Origin of the sequence: Streptomyces sp. NBC_01451 (genome assembly GCF_036227485.1) — a bacterium.
Classification (GTDB): domain Bacteria; phylum Actinomycetota; class Actinomycetes; order Streptomycetales; family Streptomycetaceae; genus Streptomyces.
Genome location: NZ_CP109479.1, coordinates 10,092,977 through 10,106,090, shown reverse-complemented (window position 1 = coordinate 10,106,090; position 13,114 = coordinate 10,092,977). Strand labels below are relative to the sequence as shown.

At 70.6% G+C, this 13,114-nt stretch carries 14 protein-coding genes and 4 pseudogenes; 7 read left to right on the top strand and 11 right to left on the bottom strand.

The genetic code is table 11. From position 1 onward, the window contains the following. Window positions 1–70 precede the first annotated feature (70 nt). Complete coding sequence (locus tag OG595_RS45575) at window positions 71–511, top strand: DUF6262 family protein (protein WP_443073394.1); 441 nt, start codon at window positions 71–73, stop codon at window positions 509–511. Window positions 512–605: 94 nt separating this feature from the next. Beyond that, window positions 606–1,004, top strand: coding sequence for a transposase (locus OG595_RS44520; protein WP_329282500.1), 399 nt, complete (start codon window positions 606–608; stop codon window positions 1,002–1,004). On the opposite strand, the pseudogene OG595_RS44515 reads toward OG595_RS44520, so the two are convergent. Next, window positions 961–1,158 (bottom strand): annotated as a pseudogene (locus OG595_RS44515) (hypothetical protein); the annotation flags it as partial. The gene OG595_RS44520 and the pseudogene OG595_RS44515 sit on opposite strands and share 44 nt — an antisense overlap. A 125-nt stretch (window positions 1,159–1,283) precedes the next feature. Between OG595_RS44515 and istA the strand changes: the two are divergent. Together istA and istB are read left to right on the top strand one after the other, a co-directional pair. Then, window positions 1,284–2,702, top strand: a complete 1,419-nt coding sequence (gene istA / locus OG595_RS44510; protein ID WP_329282498.1) for an IS21 family transposase — start codon at window positions 1,284–1,286, stop codon at window positions 2,700–2,702. After that, complete coding sequence (gene istB, locus OG595_RS44505; protein ID WP_329282496.1) at window positions 2,699–3,469, top strand: IS21-like element helper ATPase IstB; 771 nt, start codon at window positions 2,699–2,701, stop codon at window positions 3,467–3,469. Before istA ends, istB begins: the two co-directional genes overlap by 4 nt. Here the strand turns inward: istB and OG595_RS44500 are convergent. Beyond that, a pseudogene (locus OG595_RS44500) lies at window positions 3,386–3,883 on the bottom strand (hypothetical protein); the annotation flags it as partial. The gene istB and the pseudogene OG595_RS44500 sit on opposite strands and share 84 nt — an antisense overlap. A gap of 242 nt (window positions 3,884–4,125) precedes the next feature. Here OG595_RS44500 and OG595_RS44495 point away from each other — a divergent pair. Beyond that, entirely contained in the window at window positions 4,126–4,497 is a 372-nt protein-coding gene (locus OG595_RS44495; protein ID WP_329283671.1) for a hypothetical protein, read from the top strand. Between the two features lie 226 nt (window positions 4,498–4,723). Here the strand turns inward: OG595_RS44495 and OG595_RS44490 are convergent. Both OG595_RS44490 and OG595_RS44485 read right to left on the bottom strand, forming a co-directional pair. Next, window positions 4,724–4,981: pseudogene (locus tag OG595_RS44490) on the bottom strand (Tn3 family transposase); the annotation flags it as partial. Between the two features lie 16 nt (window positions 4,982–4,997). Next, window positions 4,998–5,327, bottom strand: a complete 330-nt coding sequence (locus tag OG595_RS44485; protein ID WP_329282494.1) for a Tn3 family transposase — start codon at window positions 5,325–5,327, stop codon at window positions 4,998–5,000. Window positions 5,328–5,489: 162 nt separating this feature from the next. On the opposite strand from OG595_RS44485, the gene OG595_RS44480 reads away from it, so the two are divergent. Continuing rightward, complete coding sequence (locus OG595_RS44480; protein ID WP_329282491.1) at window positions 5,490–5,813, top strand: transposase domain-containing protein; 324 nt, start codon at window positions 5,490–5,492, stop codon at window positions 5,811–5,813. A gap of 151 nt (window positions 5,814–5,964) precedes the next feature. Here OG595_RS44480 and OG595_RS44475 read toward each other — a convergent pair whose 3' ends face one another. The 7 genes from OG595_RS44475 to OG595_RS44445 all read right to left on the bottom strand — a co-directional run bounded on the left by OG595_RS44475 (window position 5,965) and on the right by OG595_RS44445 (window position 11,773). Then, a complete protein-coding gene (locus tag OG595_RS44475; RefSeq protein WP_329282489.1) occupies window positions 5,965–6,177 on the bottom strand; it encodes a ferredoxin in 213 nt (70 codons plus the stop codon). Next, window positions 6,174–7,517 (bottom strand): NADH-ubiquinone oxidoreductase-F iron-sulfur binding region domain-containing protein, encoded by a 1,344-nt coding sequence (locus tag OG595_RS44470; protein ID WP_329282486.1) that lies wholly within the window; start codon window positions 7,515–7,517, stop codon window positions 6,174–6,176. Before OG595_RS44470 ends, OG595_RS44475 begins: the two co-directional genes overlap by 4 nt. After that, window positions 7,514–8,200 carry a ferric reductase-like transmembrane domain-containing protein gene (locus OG595_RS44465; protein WP_329282484.1) on the bottom strand — a complete coding sequence of 229 codons (687 nt, stop codon included), beginning with the start codon at window positions 8,198–8,200 and terminating at the stop codon, window positions 7,514–7,516. The genes OG595_RS44470 and OG595_RS44465 overlap by 4 nt, the downstream gene beginning before the upstream one ends. Then, window positions 8,197–9,186 carry an FAD:protein FMN transferase gene (locus tag OG595_RS44460; RefSeq protein WP_329282482.1) on the bottom strand — a complete coding sequence of 330 codons (990 nt, stop codon included), beginning with the start codon at window positions 9,184–9,186 and terminating at the stop codon, window positions 8,197–8,199. Before OG595_RS44460 ends, OG595_RS44465 begins: the two co-directional genes overlap by 4 nt. Then, window positions 9,183–9,593 (bottom strand): hypothetical protein, encoded by a 411-nt coding sequence (locus OG595_RS44455; protein WP_329282480.1) that lies wholly within the window; start codon window positions 9,591–9,593, stop codon window positions 9,183–9,185. The genes OG595_RS44460 and OG595_RS44455 overlap by 4 nt, the downstream gene beginning before the upstream one ends. A 78-nt stretch (window positions 9,594–9,671) precedes the next feature. Beyond that, the gene (locus OG595_RS44450; protein ID WP_329282478.1) at window positions 9,672–11,072 is read right to left on the bottom strand and encodes a sensor histidine kinase; all 1,401 of its coding nucleotides are present in this window, start codon (window positions 11,070–11,072) and stop codon (window positions 9,672–9,674) included. Beyond that, window positions 11,069–11,773, bottom strand: a complete 705-nt coding sequence (locus tag OG595_RS44445; RefSeq protein WP_443073313.1) for a response regulator transcription factor — start codon at window positions 11,771–11,773, stop codon at window positions 11,069–11,071. Before OG595_RS44445 ends, OG595_RS44450 begins: the two co-directional genes overlap by 4 nt. Window positions 11,774–12,187: 414 nt before the next feature. On the opposite strand from OG595_RS44445, the pseudogene OG595_RS44440 reads away from it, so the two are divergent. Next, a pseudogene (locus OG595_RS44440) lies at window positions 12,188–12,790 on the top strand (IS110 family transposase); the annotation flags it as partial. Window positions 12,791–13,114 lie beyond the last annotated feature (324 nt).

The following is a 13,114-nucleotide window of genomic DNA, read 5'->3' as shown; positions in this document are numbered from 1 at the left end:
GTCGCCGACAACCTCGACCGCATGATCCACGAGCTGGAGGACGGCCAGGACGAAGTCGAGGAGGCCGCGGATGCCGGCCGACAACTCTCAACTGATCGTCGCCGCGGCCCGTCGCCGGTCCGCGGCGACCCGCCGACGGGCAGTCTCCGCCCTGCGGCGGATGGACGCCACCGGCACCACGATCACCTTCGAGACCGTCGCCCGAGAAGCGGGCGTCTCCCGGTCCTGGCTCTACAACCAGCCGGACCTGAGAGCCGAGATCGAACGCCTCCGGGCCCGGCACCGCGTCCCCGCGACGCGGCCCGTTCCCGACCGGCAACGGGCCTCCGACGCCTCTCTACTGCGACGTTTGGAAGCCGCCACCAAGCGCAACCGGCAACTGGAAGCCGAAAACAGGGAGTTGCGCGAGGCACTCGCCCTCGCGCTCGGGGAACGACGCACCGCCGACCTGCCCCGCCACCCCGGCGACACGCCGAAAAAGAAGTCTTCCTCCGTCATCGGACCCTGCTGACAGGAGCGTCGAGGACAACGTCCACCACACATCACCCCAGGTCAGCAGGCCACAGGTCACACCAGCTCAAGATAACGGCCGCAAACGGCACGTCGTGGTCGACACGCTCGGCCTGCTGCTGGGCGTGATGGTCACCGCCGCGGATGTCGGCGACCGCACCGCCGCCCAGGTCCTGCTGCGGCAAGTCACCGACGCGCACCACCGGTTGGAGCTGGTCTGGGCCGACGGCGGCTACACCGGCAGCCTCATCGCCCACTGCCTCACCGCGCTCGCCCTGGTCCTGGCGATCGTCAGACGCAGCGACGACATGCGCGGCTTCGTGGTCCTGCCCAAACGGTGGATCGTCGAGCGCCTCTTCGCCCACCTGATGCGCACCCGCCGCCTGGCACGCGACTACGAACGCCGCACCACCAGCGCCGAGGCGATGATCTACTGGTCGATGACCCTGCTCATGACCCGCCGCCTGGCCCGGCCACACCCCCAGCGAGCGTGAACCGGCCCGGCGCGGGCTCGGCCAGCCAGCCCCGCGCGACCAGGCGTTTCGCCTTCGACCGCAGTGCCTCCACCCGTGCCGGCACCACGTCCATGCCGAACACCGCGGCCATCTCCCGGCAGGTCAGCGGCCCTTGATGGAGCCGGACCCGGTTGTCGGCGTACACACGATCGTCCCCGGTCGCGTACGAGTGAAAAGGGACGCTTGATGGTGCGGTGAATCGTGGTGCCCGGCACTCTTCTGCTCGTCCGGTGAAGGGTGACGGAGGGTGGTGACGCGGTGGTTTTGGACCCGCAGCGCTGGCTGGAACTGCGGCGGTTCCGTGCTCTGGTCGAGTCAGGGGCGGTCAGTCTGACCGAGGTGGCCAAGGAGACTGGGCTGGACCGCAAGACGGTCCGCAAGTATCTATCGAGCACGGCGGCGTCGGTGCCGCCGAGGCGGACGTCGAACGGCCGGCCCCGGAAGAAGGTGGTCGACGAGGTCGCCCCGTTGATCGACGCGATGCTGCGGGCAGAGATCCTCATCAAGGGCGCTGTGGTGCACGAACGCCTGGTGAAGGAGTACGGCTCGACGATCAACTACCAGCGGGTCAAGCTCTATCTGCAGGAGGCCCGGCCGCGGATCGCGGGTGAACTGGGGATCGAGCCACGGGAGTTGGCGGGTATGCACCGTCGCTTCGAGGTGGTTCCCGGGGCCCAGGCTCAGGTCGACTGGGGCGATGAAGGCAAGATCCTCGCCCACCTGGGAATCCCGAAGGTCTACTCGTTCCATATGGTGCTGTCGTACTCGCGCGATCCGTTCTGCTGCTTCACCACGAGCCAGGACCTGCAGACCTTCTTCGACTGCCACCGACGGGCATTTGCGCACTTCGGCGGGGTGCCGATGTCGATCGTCTACGACCGGACCAAGACCGTCGTGCGCCGGCACGTCGCTCCCGGTGAGGCGGTGCCGCTGCATCCGGAAGCGGTCGGTTTCGCCGGCCACTACGACTTCGACATCGACGTGCTGGCCGCCTACCGGCCCACCGGGAAGGGCCGGGTCGAACGCCAGGTGTTGATCGTGCGTGATCACGTGCTGGCCGGGCGGGCGTTCTCCTCACTCGAGGAGCTGGATGCCGCGTTCATGGCGTGGGTGCCGCAGCGACGCGCCCGCACCCACGCCACCCACCACGAGGTCATTGGACACCGTGCCGCCCGGGATCACGCCGCCCTCAAGCCGTTGCCATCCTCGCCCTATCTGGTGGCCGAGCGGCATCTGCGGCCGGTCGGCAAGGACTGTCTGGTCGCGTTCGGCGGAAACCTCTACTCGGTGCCCGCCCGCAAGGTCCGCCCGCGTCAGCTGGTGGAGATCAGAGCGACGAAATCCCAGGTCATGCTGCACACGACCGTCCCCGATGCCAGCGGCGAGACATTGCTGTCCAGCCATCCGCGGGCGGTCGGCCGCGGCGTGGTTGTCAAGCAGGATGAGCACTGGGACGGCCTGCCGACCGGCAAGAACCGCCGCACCACGACGGGCGACGAGCCGCCACCACCGCGGAGCGAGTCCTCCGCGTCCGGTCGCATCGGGCCGTTGCAGGCCCTGTTGAACCGGGCCGCTGCAACCCAGATCGAGGTCGGGAGGCGGCCGCTGTCGGTCTATGACGAACTGACCGGCACCCGGCCCTTCACCACCAACTCCACGACGAAGGAGTCGTCTTGAGTGAGCTGACCGGCAACCGCATCCGCACCACGGCCGGCAAGCTCGGCCTCCCCCACCTGGCAGAGACCATCAACGAATACGCCCGCCGGGCCGACGAGGCGAAGATGGGCTACCTCGACTTCCTCGACCTGGTCCTGTCCGAAGAACTCGCCGTCCGCGACGACCGCCGCTTCCGCCAGGGCCTGCGGCTGTCGAAGCTGCCGCACCACAAGACGCTGGACGAGTACGACTTCTCGTTCCAGCCCGAGCTCGACCCTCGCAAGGTCAAAGACCTCGCCAGCCTCTCCTTCGTCGACGGCAAAGCGAACGCCGCGCTGCTGGGGCCGCCCGGGGTCGGAAAGACACATATCGCCGTCGCTCTCGCGGTCGCGGCCTGCCGGGCCGGCTACTCGATCTACTTCACCAGCCTCGACGACATGGTCCGCAACCTGAAGGCCGCCGAAGCGGCAGGCCGACTGGTCAACAAACTCGGCACCTACCTGCGGCCGAGCGTCCTTGTGATCGATGAGGTGGGCTACCAGCCCCTCGAACGCGCCGAGGCGAACCTGGTCTTCCAGGTCATCTCCAAGCGCTACGAGAAGGGCTCCATCATCCTGACCTCGAACAAGACCTTCAGCGAATGGGGACAGGTCTTCGGCGACGAGGTCCTCGCCACCGCGATCCTCGACCGCCTCCTGCACCACTGCGAAGTGATCGCGATCAACGGCCCGAGCTACCGGCTCAAGAACCGCCTCCAGGCCATCGAGCGGGAGAACGAAGTGGCCTAACAACTGGGGACGTTCAAACGTACAGGCCCGGCCCGAAGGGAGAGTACGCCGACACCGGTCCGCGAGTGCCCTCAGGATGCGCTGGTAGTCGGCCGAGAGCACCGACCAGGAAAGGCCCTCACGCCACACTGGAACCTGCGACTTCGTCTTCGCTGCCTCCGGCAGCTGCGGCGTCTTTCCGGACTGCTCCTCGGCAGCCGGCGCGGTCCCCTCGGCCCGGGCGGGGTCCTGCCCGCTCTCGTCCACGGGGGCCAGCACCTCGCCGACCCGCGAGCGGGCGATGGCCCACTCCTTCCATTCCCGCTCGGCCACGGCCAACTCGGCCTGGACGCGGTCGGCCTCCTCCCGCAGCTCGTCAACACGACGGCGAGCACCCAGCTCACGCTGTTCCAACAGCCCAACCACCGACGGCATCCACAACCTCCCGGGCAACGACAGCACGACAGGCCACAACTCCCACGGAATCGCCGACCCTATGCCCGACCAGCGGAATCGCAGTCCTCAAGTCCGAAAAGACAACAGCTACTTACGCCGCTGACGAGGCAGCGAGCCGGGGCGGCGGACTGTGTGTGGTCAAACTGCACACCGACGGCTCGGTGTCGGTGAAGGATGACGGCCGGGGAACCGACACTCGGGTCGACGAGCACGGCCAGGTGGTGAAGAAGCCGGTCATGGCCACGAAGGATCTGCGGTTCTTCGACCTCCCGGAGGCGGAGCGGCTTCCGGACGGACATCCACGTCGCGGCATGTCCGTCGTCGCAGCGCTCAGCGAGTGGCTGATTCATACCAACCGCCGCCTCAACGGATCCTGGAGCCAGCGCTATGAGCACGGCGTCCCGGTGACCGATCTGCAGCCCGTCGAAGCCGACGAGACCACAGGGACCTGCGTCCGCTTCCTGCCGGACGAAACCCTGCGTTCGCGGTGGTCGTTGACCGCGGGCGATCCGGCTCGGTGGTCCGAACACTGGCCCGACCTGACTGTCCGCCTCGACGATCAGCGCCACGGCGAGGACCAGTCACGTCGGTGACCACGGGACGGCACCACCGCGCTCCGCCGGGGAGAGCGGCCCGGTCGGCTCCCGATCCTGCGGGCCCGATGCTCGACCTCGGTGACCTGGAGGCGGCAGGAGTCCGAGCCAGTCTGATCAGGGTGCACTTGAAGTTGAGCCGCACCCGCGCACGGGATTCGTCCAGATAGGGGTTCACGTGGGTCCAGAACAGTGGGGACAGGGCCCGCCGGTCGGCGTCGGTGAGCCGCTTCTGCCACTTCTCCTCGCTCAGGATGTCCTGGAGGAGCAGGGTGTTGACGTGCACCAGAGCGAACTGGAACAGGTGCGGAGCGAGCATGGACACCCCCTGGGACTCCTTGTCGGAGCCGGTCAGGTCGCCGTCCTTGCCGTAGAACAGGTCGTGGTTGGCGGAGTTCCAGTTCTCCACGACCTGGAGCCCGTCGTTGATCTCGCGCCGCAGGTCGGCGTCGGCGAGGTAGTCGCAGATGAAAGCCGTACGCACTGCCCGCCCGAGTTCCTCAATCGCGCGATAAGTGGGGTGCTTGGGCCCGCCGCGGGGTGAAGCGACGCAGGACCTGCTCAGCCTCGGCAGTGCCCAAGCGCAGGGCAGTGGTGTACTTCACGATCTGCTCGTACTGCTGGCGGATCAGGTCCCAGTCGATCGTCTTGGTCGACAGCACCGGCGCCAGGTGCGGCCACTTCTCGTCCTCTCCGGCCGCCGACCGGTACAGCCGCGCCGAGGCGACGTTCTTCAGCCTGGGGAGCAGGTTGAAGCCGAGCATGTGGGCGAAGGCGAACTCGACGATGGAGGCGCCGTGCGTGTCGGTGTGCTGCCGGTCGATCTCCACGTCCCCGTGATCGATAAGCGGATGACGTCTGAGTTCAACGTTCAGCCTCCCTGGGAACGGTGCGCGGGGACAGACGTGAGGACAACATCACCAGCAGAGTCATGCCGTTGTTTTAGTCTGCAGGCGTACGCTGCTGCGTAGTGCTTCCCGGGGGTGGTGCGGGTGTCTGCGGATGCCGGCGAGTTATCGGGGCTGGGGCTGCTGACGTGGGTGTATCGGCCTGGGCTGGTGGATCGTGTGGTGGCTGCCTGTGGTCGTGCGGAGCATCGCAGACGTCTGCTGCCGGCCCGGCTGGTGGTGTATTTCGTGCTCGCCCTTGCCCTGTTCTCGCCGGCACCGTTGACACCGTATCTGGAGGTGATGCGGCATCTCGTCGAAGGCCTGCGGAGCCAGGGGTTGTTGGGCGAGTGGCGCATCCCTGCGAAGTCGTCGCTGTTTCGGGCTCGGCAGCGGCTGGGATCGGAGCCACTGCAAGTGCTGTTTTAGCGTGCCGGTCGTCCCGGGAGGCTGTGGGCAGCGCGGGTGACTGATCCACGGGCTGGCTGTTCCTCACCATTCCGTCGTGGCAGCCGGCCCCGGCGGCAGAGACCGCCCGGCTCCGCTTCGGGCCCGGACGGCCGGTGTTGGCTCGTGCTCGTCATGTCCGGTCGGCGTCGAGGTGGAGGGCCAGGCGGGGGCAAGCTGCGACGGCCCGGCGGGTGTGGGTGTGCAAGTGGTCGGGGACATCCCTGCCTTTGATGACGGGATAGCCCCATTCGTCGAGGTCGATCAGTTCGGGGAGCAGTTCGCCGCACAGGCCCTGCCCGGTGCAAGCGATGCGGTCGACGCGCAGGGTCTTGGCGGGGGTCATCGCCAGGTCTCCGGGGGTATGGCGGGCGGCACGGGGATGAAAGGTGACCGGTGGCCGACGGCGGCACAGGGGCCGTGGGTGAGGTGGTGGTCGACGTCGTCGGCGAAGGCGCTCAGGGCGGAAGCGGCGAGATGGGCGGCGCCGTCGGGGTGGCGGCAGGCGCCCCGGTCCGCCAGCAGGCCGGTCCTGCGGTGCAGCCGGGGCAGCAGGTCGGCATCGGCGTGTCCGGCGGCCAGCGCGGTGAAGTCGTCGGCGGCGGCGGGCAGTCCGAAGTGGCAGGGGCCGCACTGGCGAGCGCTGTGGGCGGCGAGGTAGGCGAGGATGCGCGCTGTCTCGATCAACCCGCAGGCCGAGTGGGCAAGGGCGACCAGCACGCCCGCCCCGGGTGCGGCGCCCAGGGGGGCCAGGTCGCGCCGGCTGAGGGGGGTGTGAAGGTGTTCCGTGGGGAGCCAGCTGCCGGCGAAGCCGCCGAGCAGGACCGCCCCCAGAGCTTCGGTGGGCCCTCCGGCGCGGCCGAGGATCGTGGCGAGGGGGGTGCCGAGCGCGACTTCCTGGACGCCGGGGGTGGTGACGGCACCGGAGACGGTGACGAGTGTGGTGCCGGGCTCGTCCGGGGTTCCCGTGCGCCGAAACCAGTCGGGGCCATGGCGGGCGACCAGCGCCAGGTGGGCGAGGGTCTCAGCGTTGTGGATGAGGGTGGGGCAGCGGGCGACGCCGCGTTCGTGGGCGCGTGGCGGGCTCCCCTGGGGGCGGGCCGGGCCGCCGTTGAGCCAGCGCACCAGCGAGGTCGACTCGCTGGAGACGTAGGCGTGCGGAAGGGCGTGCAGGCGCAGCCGCACCGGGTCCAGGCGGGCGCGCCGTCGTTCGGCCAGGGCCTCGCTCAACTGCCGGTACTGGGCGGTGCGGGTACGGGGCAGACATATGTGGATGGTGTCGGCTCCGACCGCGGTCGCGGCCAGGACGGCACCGTCGAGGACGAGGTGGGGTGCGACGGCGAGCAGGAACTGGTCCTTGCGGCTGGCCGGTTCGCTCTCCATGGCATTGACGACGACCACGGCCCGGCCACCACGTTCCGCCACAGCTCGCAGCTTGCGCGCGGTGGGGAACCCGGCGCCGCCGCGCCCGGTGAGCCCGGCAGCCTCGACGGCCTCCCCCAGCGGTATCGACATCCGGCTGCCGAGAGCCGTGGCGGCAGGAGGTTGCCCGTGGCGCCGGAGGTGATCGGTGAGGTCGGCCGGTCGCCCGGTGGCGTGCCATCCGGCCAGCAGTCGGGCGGCGGAGTCGCCCGGCCCGGCCGTGTGTTCGAGGGGTGCGGAGGGCGCCGCAGTCCAGGAGTTCATCGTCCGCCCCCGTGCAGGATCACCGTCGTGGCGGCACGCTGGGCCCAGCCCGGCTGCAGCGGCCCTGTGGCAAGGAACATGGCTAGCACCACCGGCACGGTGGTCGCGCCCAGGGCGGCCACCAGGCGTCCGATGACCCGCCCCCGACCGGCCTTCGCCACTCGCCACCACACGGCACCGACCAACGACACCAGGCAGGCGGCATACAGCCACAGCTGGAGGGAAAGCCGGGTGTCGGTACCGGTCCCGGCGCTGTGGAAGACAGCGAGCGGCCAGGCGGCGTAGGCCAGCCAATGCACGGCCTTCCAGCGGCGCACCCCGAGCCGGCGCCGTAGCCCGCTGGTGACCAGCACCGCGAGCAGCAGGTCAAGCGCGACTGTGCCCAGTCCGAGCCAGAGCGGCCGGTAGGACGCCGACAACGGCACCACCGTCACCGCCCAGCTCAGGTGCACGAACGGATCGAGCACCGTGGTCACCACGTGGACCGCGAGGAACACCAGGGTGAGCAGGGACAGGTTGCGGTGCAGCAGCCCGACCTCGAACCTGCCGATCCGCCGCGGCGCGGTGCGTCCGCCGGAGGCGATGCCGAGCACCACGGTGACGGTGAGCAGGATCAGGGCGAGTGTGCCGCCCGTGCGGCTGGCGTACCACAGGGGGCTGCCGGTCAGGGCGAGTGTCGTCATCGCGGGCCTCCGGGGGCCGTACCCCGGGAGCCTGCGGGGGCTGGAGCGTGGCCGTCGGGCGGCCAGCCGCCCACGCGTACGACGGTGCCGTCGAGGCAGGTCAGCCGGGCGGGCAGGGCGGTGCCTCGCAGCCAGTCCAGAGCCCGGTCGCCGAGCACGATCGACGCCGTGCTGACGGCATTGGCGTCCACGCAGGTGGCGGCCGCGACGGTGACCGTGCACCACACGGGTGCGGCGGGTTCGCCGGTGATCGGGTCGACTATGTGGTGCAGGACCCGTCCGCCGCGCCGCCAGGTGCGCACCCGGATGCCCGAGGTCGCCAGCGCCCCGCTGGTCACCGCCACAGCGGGACCGTCTTCCGGGGCGGGCCGTGCGTGGTCGTCGGCGAGGGCGACCCGCCAGCCGCCCTCGGGTGCCGGCCCGGCGGTCGCCAGGTCGCCGCCGAGGCTGACCAGGACTCCGTAGCCGGTCACCGCGGCGACCTGCCGGGCGGCCCGGTCGGCGGCCAGGGCCTTGGCTGTGGCTCCCAGGTCGAGGCGGGTGCCCGGGGGCAGGCGCAGTCGGCGAGTGCGCAGGTCAAAGGCGATCCTCCGCCAGCCGGGCGCCGGTCGGGCCACGGGCACGGGTCGGGCGTCCTCGGGCGAGAGGGAGGTAAAAGTGCGGTCGTAGCCGAGCGCGATCACCGCGCTGCCCACGGTCGGGTCCACGGCGCCGCCGGTGAGACGGGCGGCATGCAAGGCGGCCTGCAGAGCTTCGGCGAAGTACTCGCTGACCGTCGTCCCGGCACCCGCGCGCGCATTCACACGCGTGAGCTCGGAGTCGGGCCGGAATCGGCTGCAGGCGGTGTCGACGGCAGCCAGCTCGGCGCGCAGCACCGCTTCTGCGGCGGGCAGGGCGGCCGGGTCCGTGACCAACAGGGCGGCCGTCGTGCCGAGGGCCGGGAAGACAACCTGAGAGGGAGAGACGGCCGGGGTGTGCGTGGTCATGACGCCCCCGTCGTGGTCTGCGGCTGCTGCTGGGTCGCGGCGGGCGGCTGGGCCGGGGGCTGCGGAGCCGGCTGCGTAACGGCAGCCGCGCCCTGCTCGTCGTCATCCTCCTCGTCGTCATCGTCGTCCTCGTGACCGTGCGGATCCTCGCGTCCCTCGTCGTCCTTCTCCACCGTGGCGGCAGTCGACGCCACGGGCTCGTGGACCGGTGCGTTCACCGGCGCGGGAGGGGCCGAACCGTCCGGCAGCAGATGTGTGTAGACGCCCCCCAGAGCCGCCGTGCCGGCCGCGGCCGTGACCGCGATCCACAGCGTGGTGCGGCGGCTGCGGCGCAGACCGCGGTCACGTGAGTGTGAGGAAAGAGCGGCAGCGGGTATCGGCGGGAAGTCGTCGGGCGAAGGGGCCATGGCAGCGCTCCTGGAGATCGGCGGCCCGGATCGGCTGCGTGCACATCCAGGCTGTACTCACGGCACCCTGGAACTCGCTCACATCTCCTTCAGAACCGGTAAAGATCTCGACGCCTCGCCCCGATCGGGCCCGCCCTCCTGCCACAGGGGCAGATCCAGTACGACGGTCAAGCCGCCACCGGGCGTGTCCTGCAGCCGTGCCGTACCGCCGTTGACGGTGACCAGCCGGTGCACGATGGCCAGCCCAAGGCCCGCACCCCGGGCCTTGGGGTTACCGAACCGGCGGAAGGCGACCGCCTTTGCTTCCTCCGTCATCCCGGGACCGTCGTCCCGCACGAACACCCGGACCGTGTCCCCCACCGTCCCACGGTCAAGACCGATGCTTCCGCCTTCGGGCACAGCATCCACGGCGTTGGCGATCAGGTTGTCGAGGATCTGCTCCAGATGCCCCGCACCCAGCGCCACGGTCGATGCCGACTCTTCGAAAACGGCGGTCAGCCGGATATCGCGTTCCTCGGCGACGGGCGACCAGGCGGCCACCCGCTCGGCCACCACCTCGTCGACCACCACTGGGGTCGGACGCGGTGTCGTCTGCTCGGCACGCGCGACCGCCAGCAGCCCGTCGACCAACCGGGACAACCGTGCGATCTCCTCCTGCGCGGCGCCCAGCTCCGCAGCGGTGTCACCCTCGGCACCGGCGGCCAGGACGTCGAGGCGCAGCCGCAGTGCGGTCAGCGGGGTGCGCAGCTGATGGGACACATCCGCGATCACCGCCCGGTGACCGTGCACCAGGGCTTCCGTGCGGGCCGCCATGGTGTTGAAGGTCGCGGCCAGCCTCCGCACCTCCGGCGGACCTGGCCCGACGTCGGCCCGCTCGTCGAGGACGCCCTCGCCCAGTCGCCGGGCGCTGGCGTCCAGCGTCGACAACGGACGGCTGACCCAGCGGGCCAGGCGCACAGACAGCAGCGCGGACGCGGCCAGCCCGGCGACGCCGATCGCGGCGGACCAGCCCCAGATAGTCGCGAAACGGGCGTCCAGCGGGCGGGCGGAGCGGGCCAGGACGACGGCTCCAGCGGGCCGGCGCACCTCACCGGCCGGTTCCGCGGCCACAAGCCATCCCTCGTTCTCCGGTGGCTCCGGCTCGTGCCCGGCCAGCACGTCCTCCACCAGCTCCTCCGCCTCCTCACCCCGGGCCGCCGTACAGGACGTACTGGCCACCACGCGCCCGGAAGTGTCGTACACAGCGGCGCAGTCCCCCGCCCGCGCCGCGGCATCCAGCTCCTGGCGCATGACGGTCGGCGGCTTGTTGTCGGAGAGGTGTTCCTCGGCCGCCGCGGCGATCACCCGTGTGGCAGCCCGCTGGCTGTCACGGTAGGCGACGCGCTCGCGCGCCGTCAGCGACACCGCCAGCGGTACCACCGCCAGCACCAACAGCACGAACATGAGGACCAGGAGCGTCCAGGTGATCCGGCGCGTCACGGCTGCTCCTGCGACTCCTGGACCGTCCCGAGCCGGAAGCCCTGCCCGTAGACCGTCTCGATCAGCCCCGGCATGCCGAGCTTGCGGCGCAGCGCGGCCACGTGCACGTCCAGCACCTTCGTCGGCCCGTACCAGTGGGCGTCCCACGCCCGTTCCAGGATCTGCTGCCGGGTCACCACCCGGCCCGGGTCCGCGGCCAGGCACTCCAGAATGCCGAATTCCTTCGGCGTCAGCGCCATCGCACGTCCGTCGACCGAGACCTGCCGGGTTCGCAGGTCCAGCGCCAGCGGCCCGTGCCGCAGGATCTCCGGCTCTGCGGGACGCCGGCGGCGCAGTACGGCGCGGATCCGCGCCAGCAGCTCGGCCAGCCCGAAGGGCTTGACCAGGTAGTCGTCGGCGCCCTCGTCCAGGGCCACCACCCGATCGGCCTCCTCCCCCCGAGCGGTCACCGCGATGATCGCGGCGTCCGACCGGGCACGCAGCCGCCGGCACACCTCGACGCCGTCGATGTCCGGCAGCCCCAGATCCAGCAGGACGACATCGGGTGTGGGCGCCGCCAGCGCCGCCCGCCCGGTCCGGACGGCTTCGACTCCGTAACCGGCCTGCCGAAGACCGCGTACCAAGGACTCCGCGATACCACGGTCGTCCTCAACGACCAACACCCGCGTCTCCTCCGCATCACCCCTGGTCTGGGCGTTCATACGGGTCGCCCGCCTCCCGGGTGAGGGGACCTGCTGCGCTCACTCCCCCAGAGTGCGTCAGCGCCCCGTGCTGACGGTAGGGGCCAACCGTCCCCGTCGACGCGAACAGCGCCCACGTCGACCGGACTGCCGCCCCAGTAGTCGGCGTGCGGGAGACTCCGCCCCGTGCACCCCGCCCCGAACGGAGGCGATGGCTTCCCACCGCTGACGCAGCGTGGCGCCGGCGGCCGTAAGCTCCCAGGCTCGCTCGGTCACCAGCGCACCGATCGCGGCACCGAGCCCCATCGGCTCGCGCCCGCCACGCCGCACCGTACGGACCGGCTGGGACTTCCGCTTCTGCTCCTGCTTCGCTTTCTGGCCGCTGCCGTTCCTGCGCGCCGCCTCCATCACGGCCCGTAGCGCGACCCGGGCCAGATCGACCCCGGACAACCCGCCCCCACTCATAACCATCACGGCCACGGGCTGACCCCGGCCGGGAAGAAGGTCTTCGACAAGCAGTTGCCCAACAGCGAGCCGAAACTGCGGGCCGTGTTCGACAAACTGGCCGCGAAGTTCGGCACCGTCCTGGTGATCGTGGACCAGCCCGCATCCATCGGAGCCCTCCCGCTCACGGTCGCCCGGGACGCGGGCTGCAAGGTCGCCTACCTGCCCGGACTTGCGATGCGGCGGATCGCCGACCTGTATCCGGGCGAGGCGAAGACCGATGCGAAGGACGCCGCGGTCATCGCGGATGCGGCCCGCACCATGCCGCACACCCTGCGCTCGCTGGAACTCACCGACGAGATCACCGCCGAACTGACCGTCCTCGTCGGCTTCGACCAGGACCTCGCGGCCGAGGCCACCCGCACGTCCAACCGGATACGCGGCCTGCTCACCCAGTTCCACCCATCGCTGGAGCGCGTTCTGGGCCCCCGCCTCGACCACAAGGCCGTCACCTGGCTCCTGGAGCGCTACGGCTCGCCCGCCGCACTGCGCAAAGCCGGCCGCCGCAGGCTCGTCGAGCTCATCCGGCCCAGGGGGGCTTCCCCCGACCTCCAGGCGGTGGCGGTCACCCGCTACCGCTACAGAGGCAACACGATCCCCAACCCCTGGACACACCTCAACCACGCCTGAACGGCAGAGTCCGTGGAGAGCCCGGTACTCGGAGACGGGTACGCCGGGTTCGGCGAGCGGCACGGAGAAACGGACTGGTGGCAACACCGGCACCGCGCTCCGTGCCGACTCAACAGGCACGATATCCGCGCAGCCACCCACCCCGGCCCCGACGCAGGTCCCGGACCGATCGAACGCACCCACGCCCGCCTCGGCGCCCGCGAGATCACTCATCCTCCCCCGCAGCCG

What these genes read in the sequence shown, in the direction of transcription:
- OG595_RS45575 (WP_443073394.1), top strand. Translation starts at nt 71, where the DNA reads ATGCCGGCCGACAACTCTCAACTGATCGTCGCCGCGGCCCGTCGCCGG.
- OG595_RS44475 (WP_329282489.1), bottom strand. Translation starts at nt 6,177, where the DNA reads ATGACCCCCGCCAAGACCCTGCGCGTCGACCGCATCGCTTGCACCGGG.
- OG595_RS44470 (WP_329282486.1), bottom strand. Translation starts at nt 7,517, where the DNA reads ATGAACTCCTGGACTGCGGCGCCCTCCGCACCCCTCGAACACACGGCC.
- OG595_RS44465 (WP_329282484.1), bottom strand. Translation starts at nt 8,200, where the DNA reads ATGACGACACTCGCCCTGACCGGCAGCCCCCTGTGGTACGCCAGCCGC.
- OG595_RS44460 (WP_329282482.1), bottom strand. Translation starts at nt 9,186, where the DNA reads ATGACCACGCACACCCCGGCCGTCTCTCCCTCTCAGGTTGTCTTCCCG.
- OG595_RS44455 (WP_329282480.1), bottom strand. Translation starts at nt 9,593, where the DNA reads ATGGCCCCTTCGCCCGACGACTTCCCGCCGATACCCGCTGCCGCTCTT.
- OG595_RS44445 (WP_443073313.1), bottom strand. Translation starts at nt 11,773, where the DNA reads ATGAACGCCCAGACCAGGGGTGATGCGGAGGAGACGCGGGTGTTGGTC.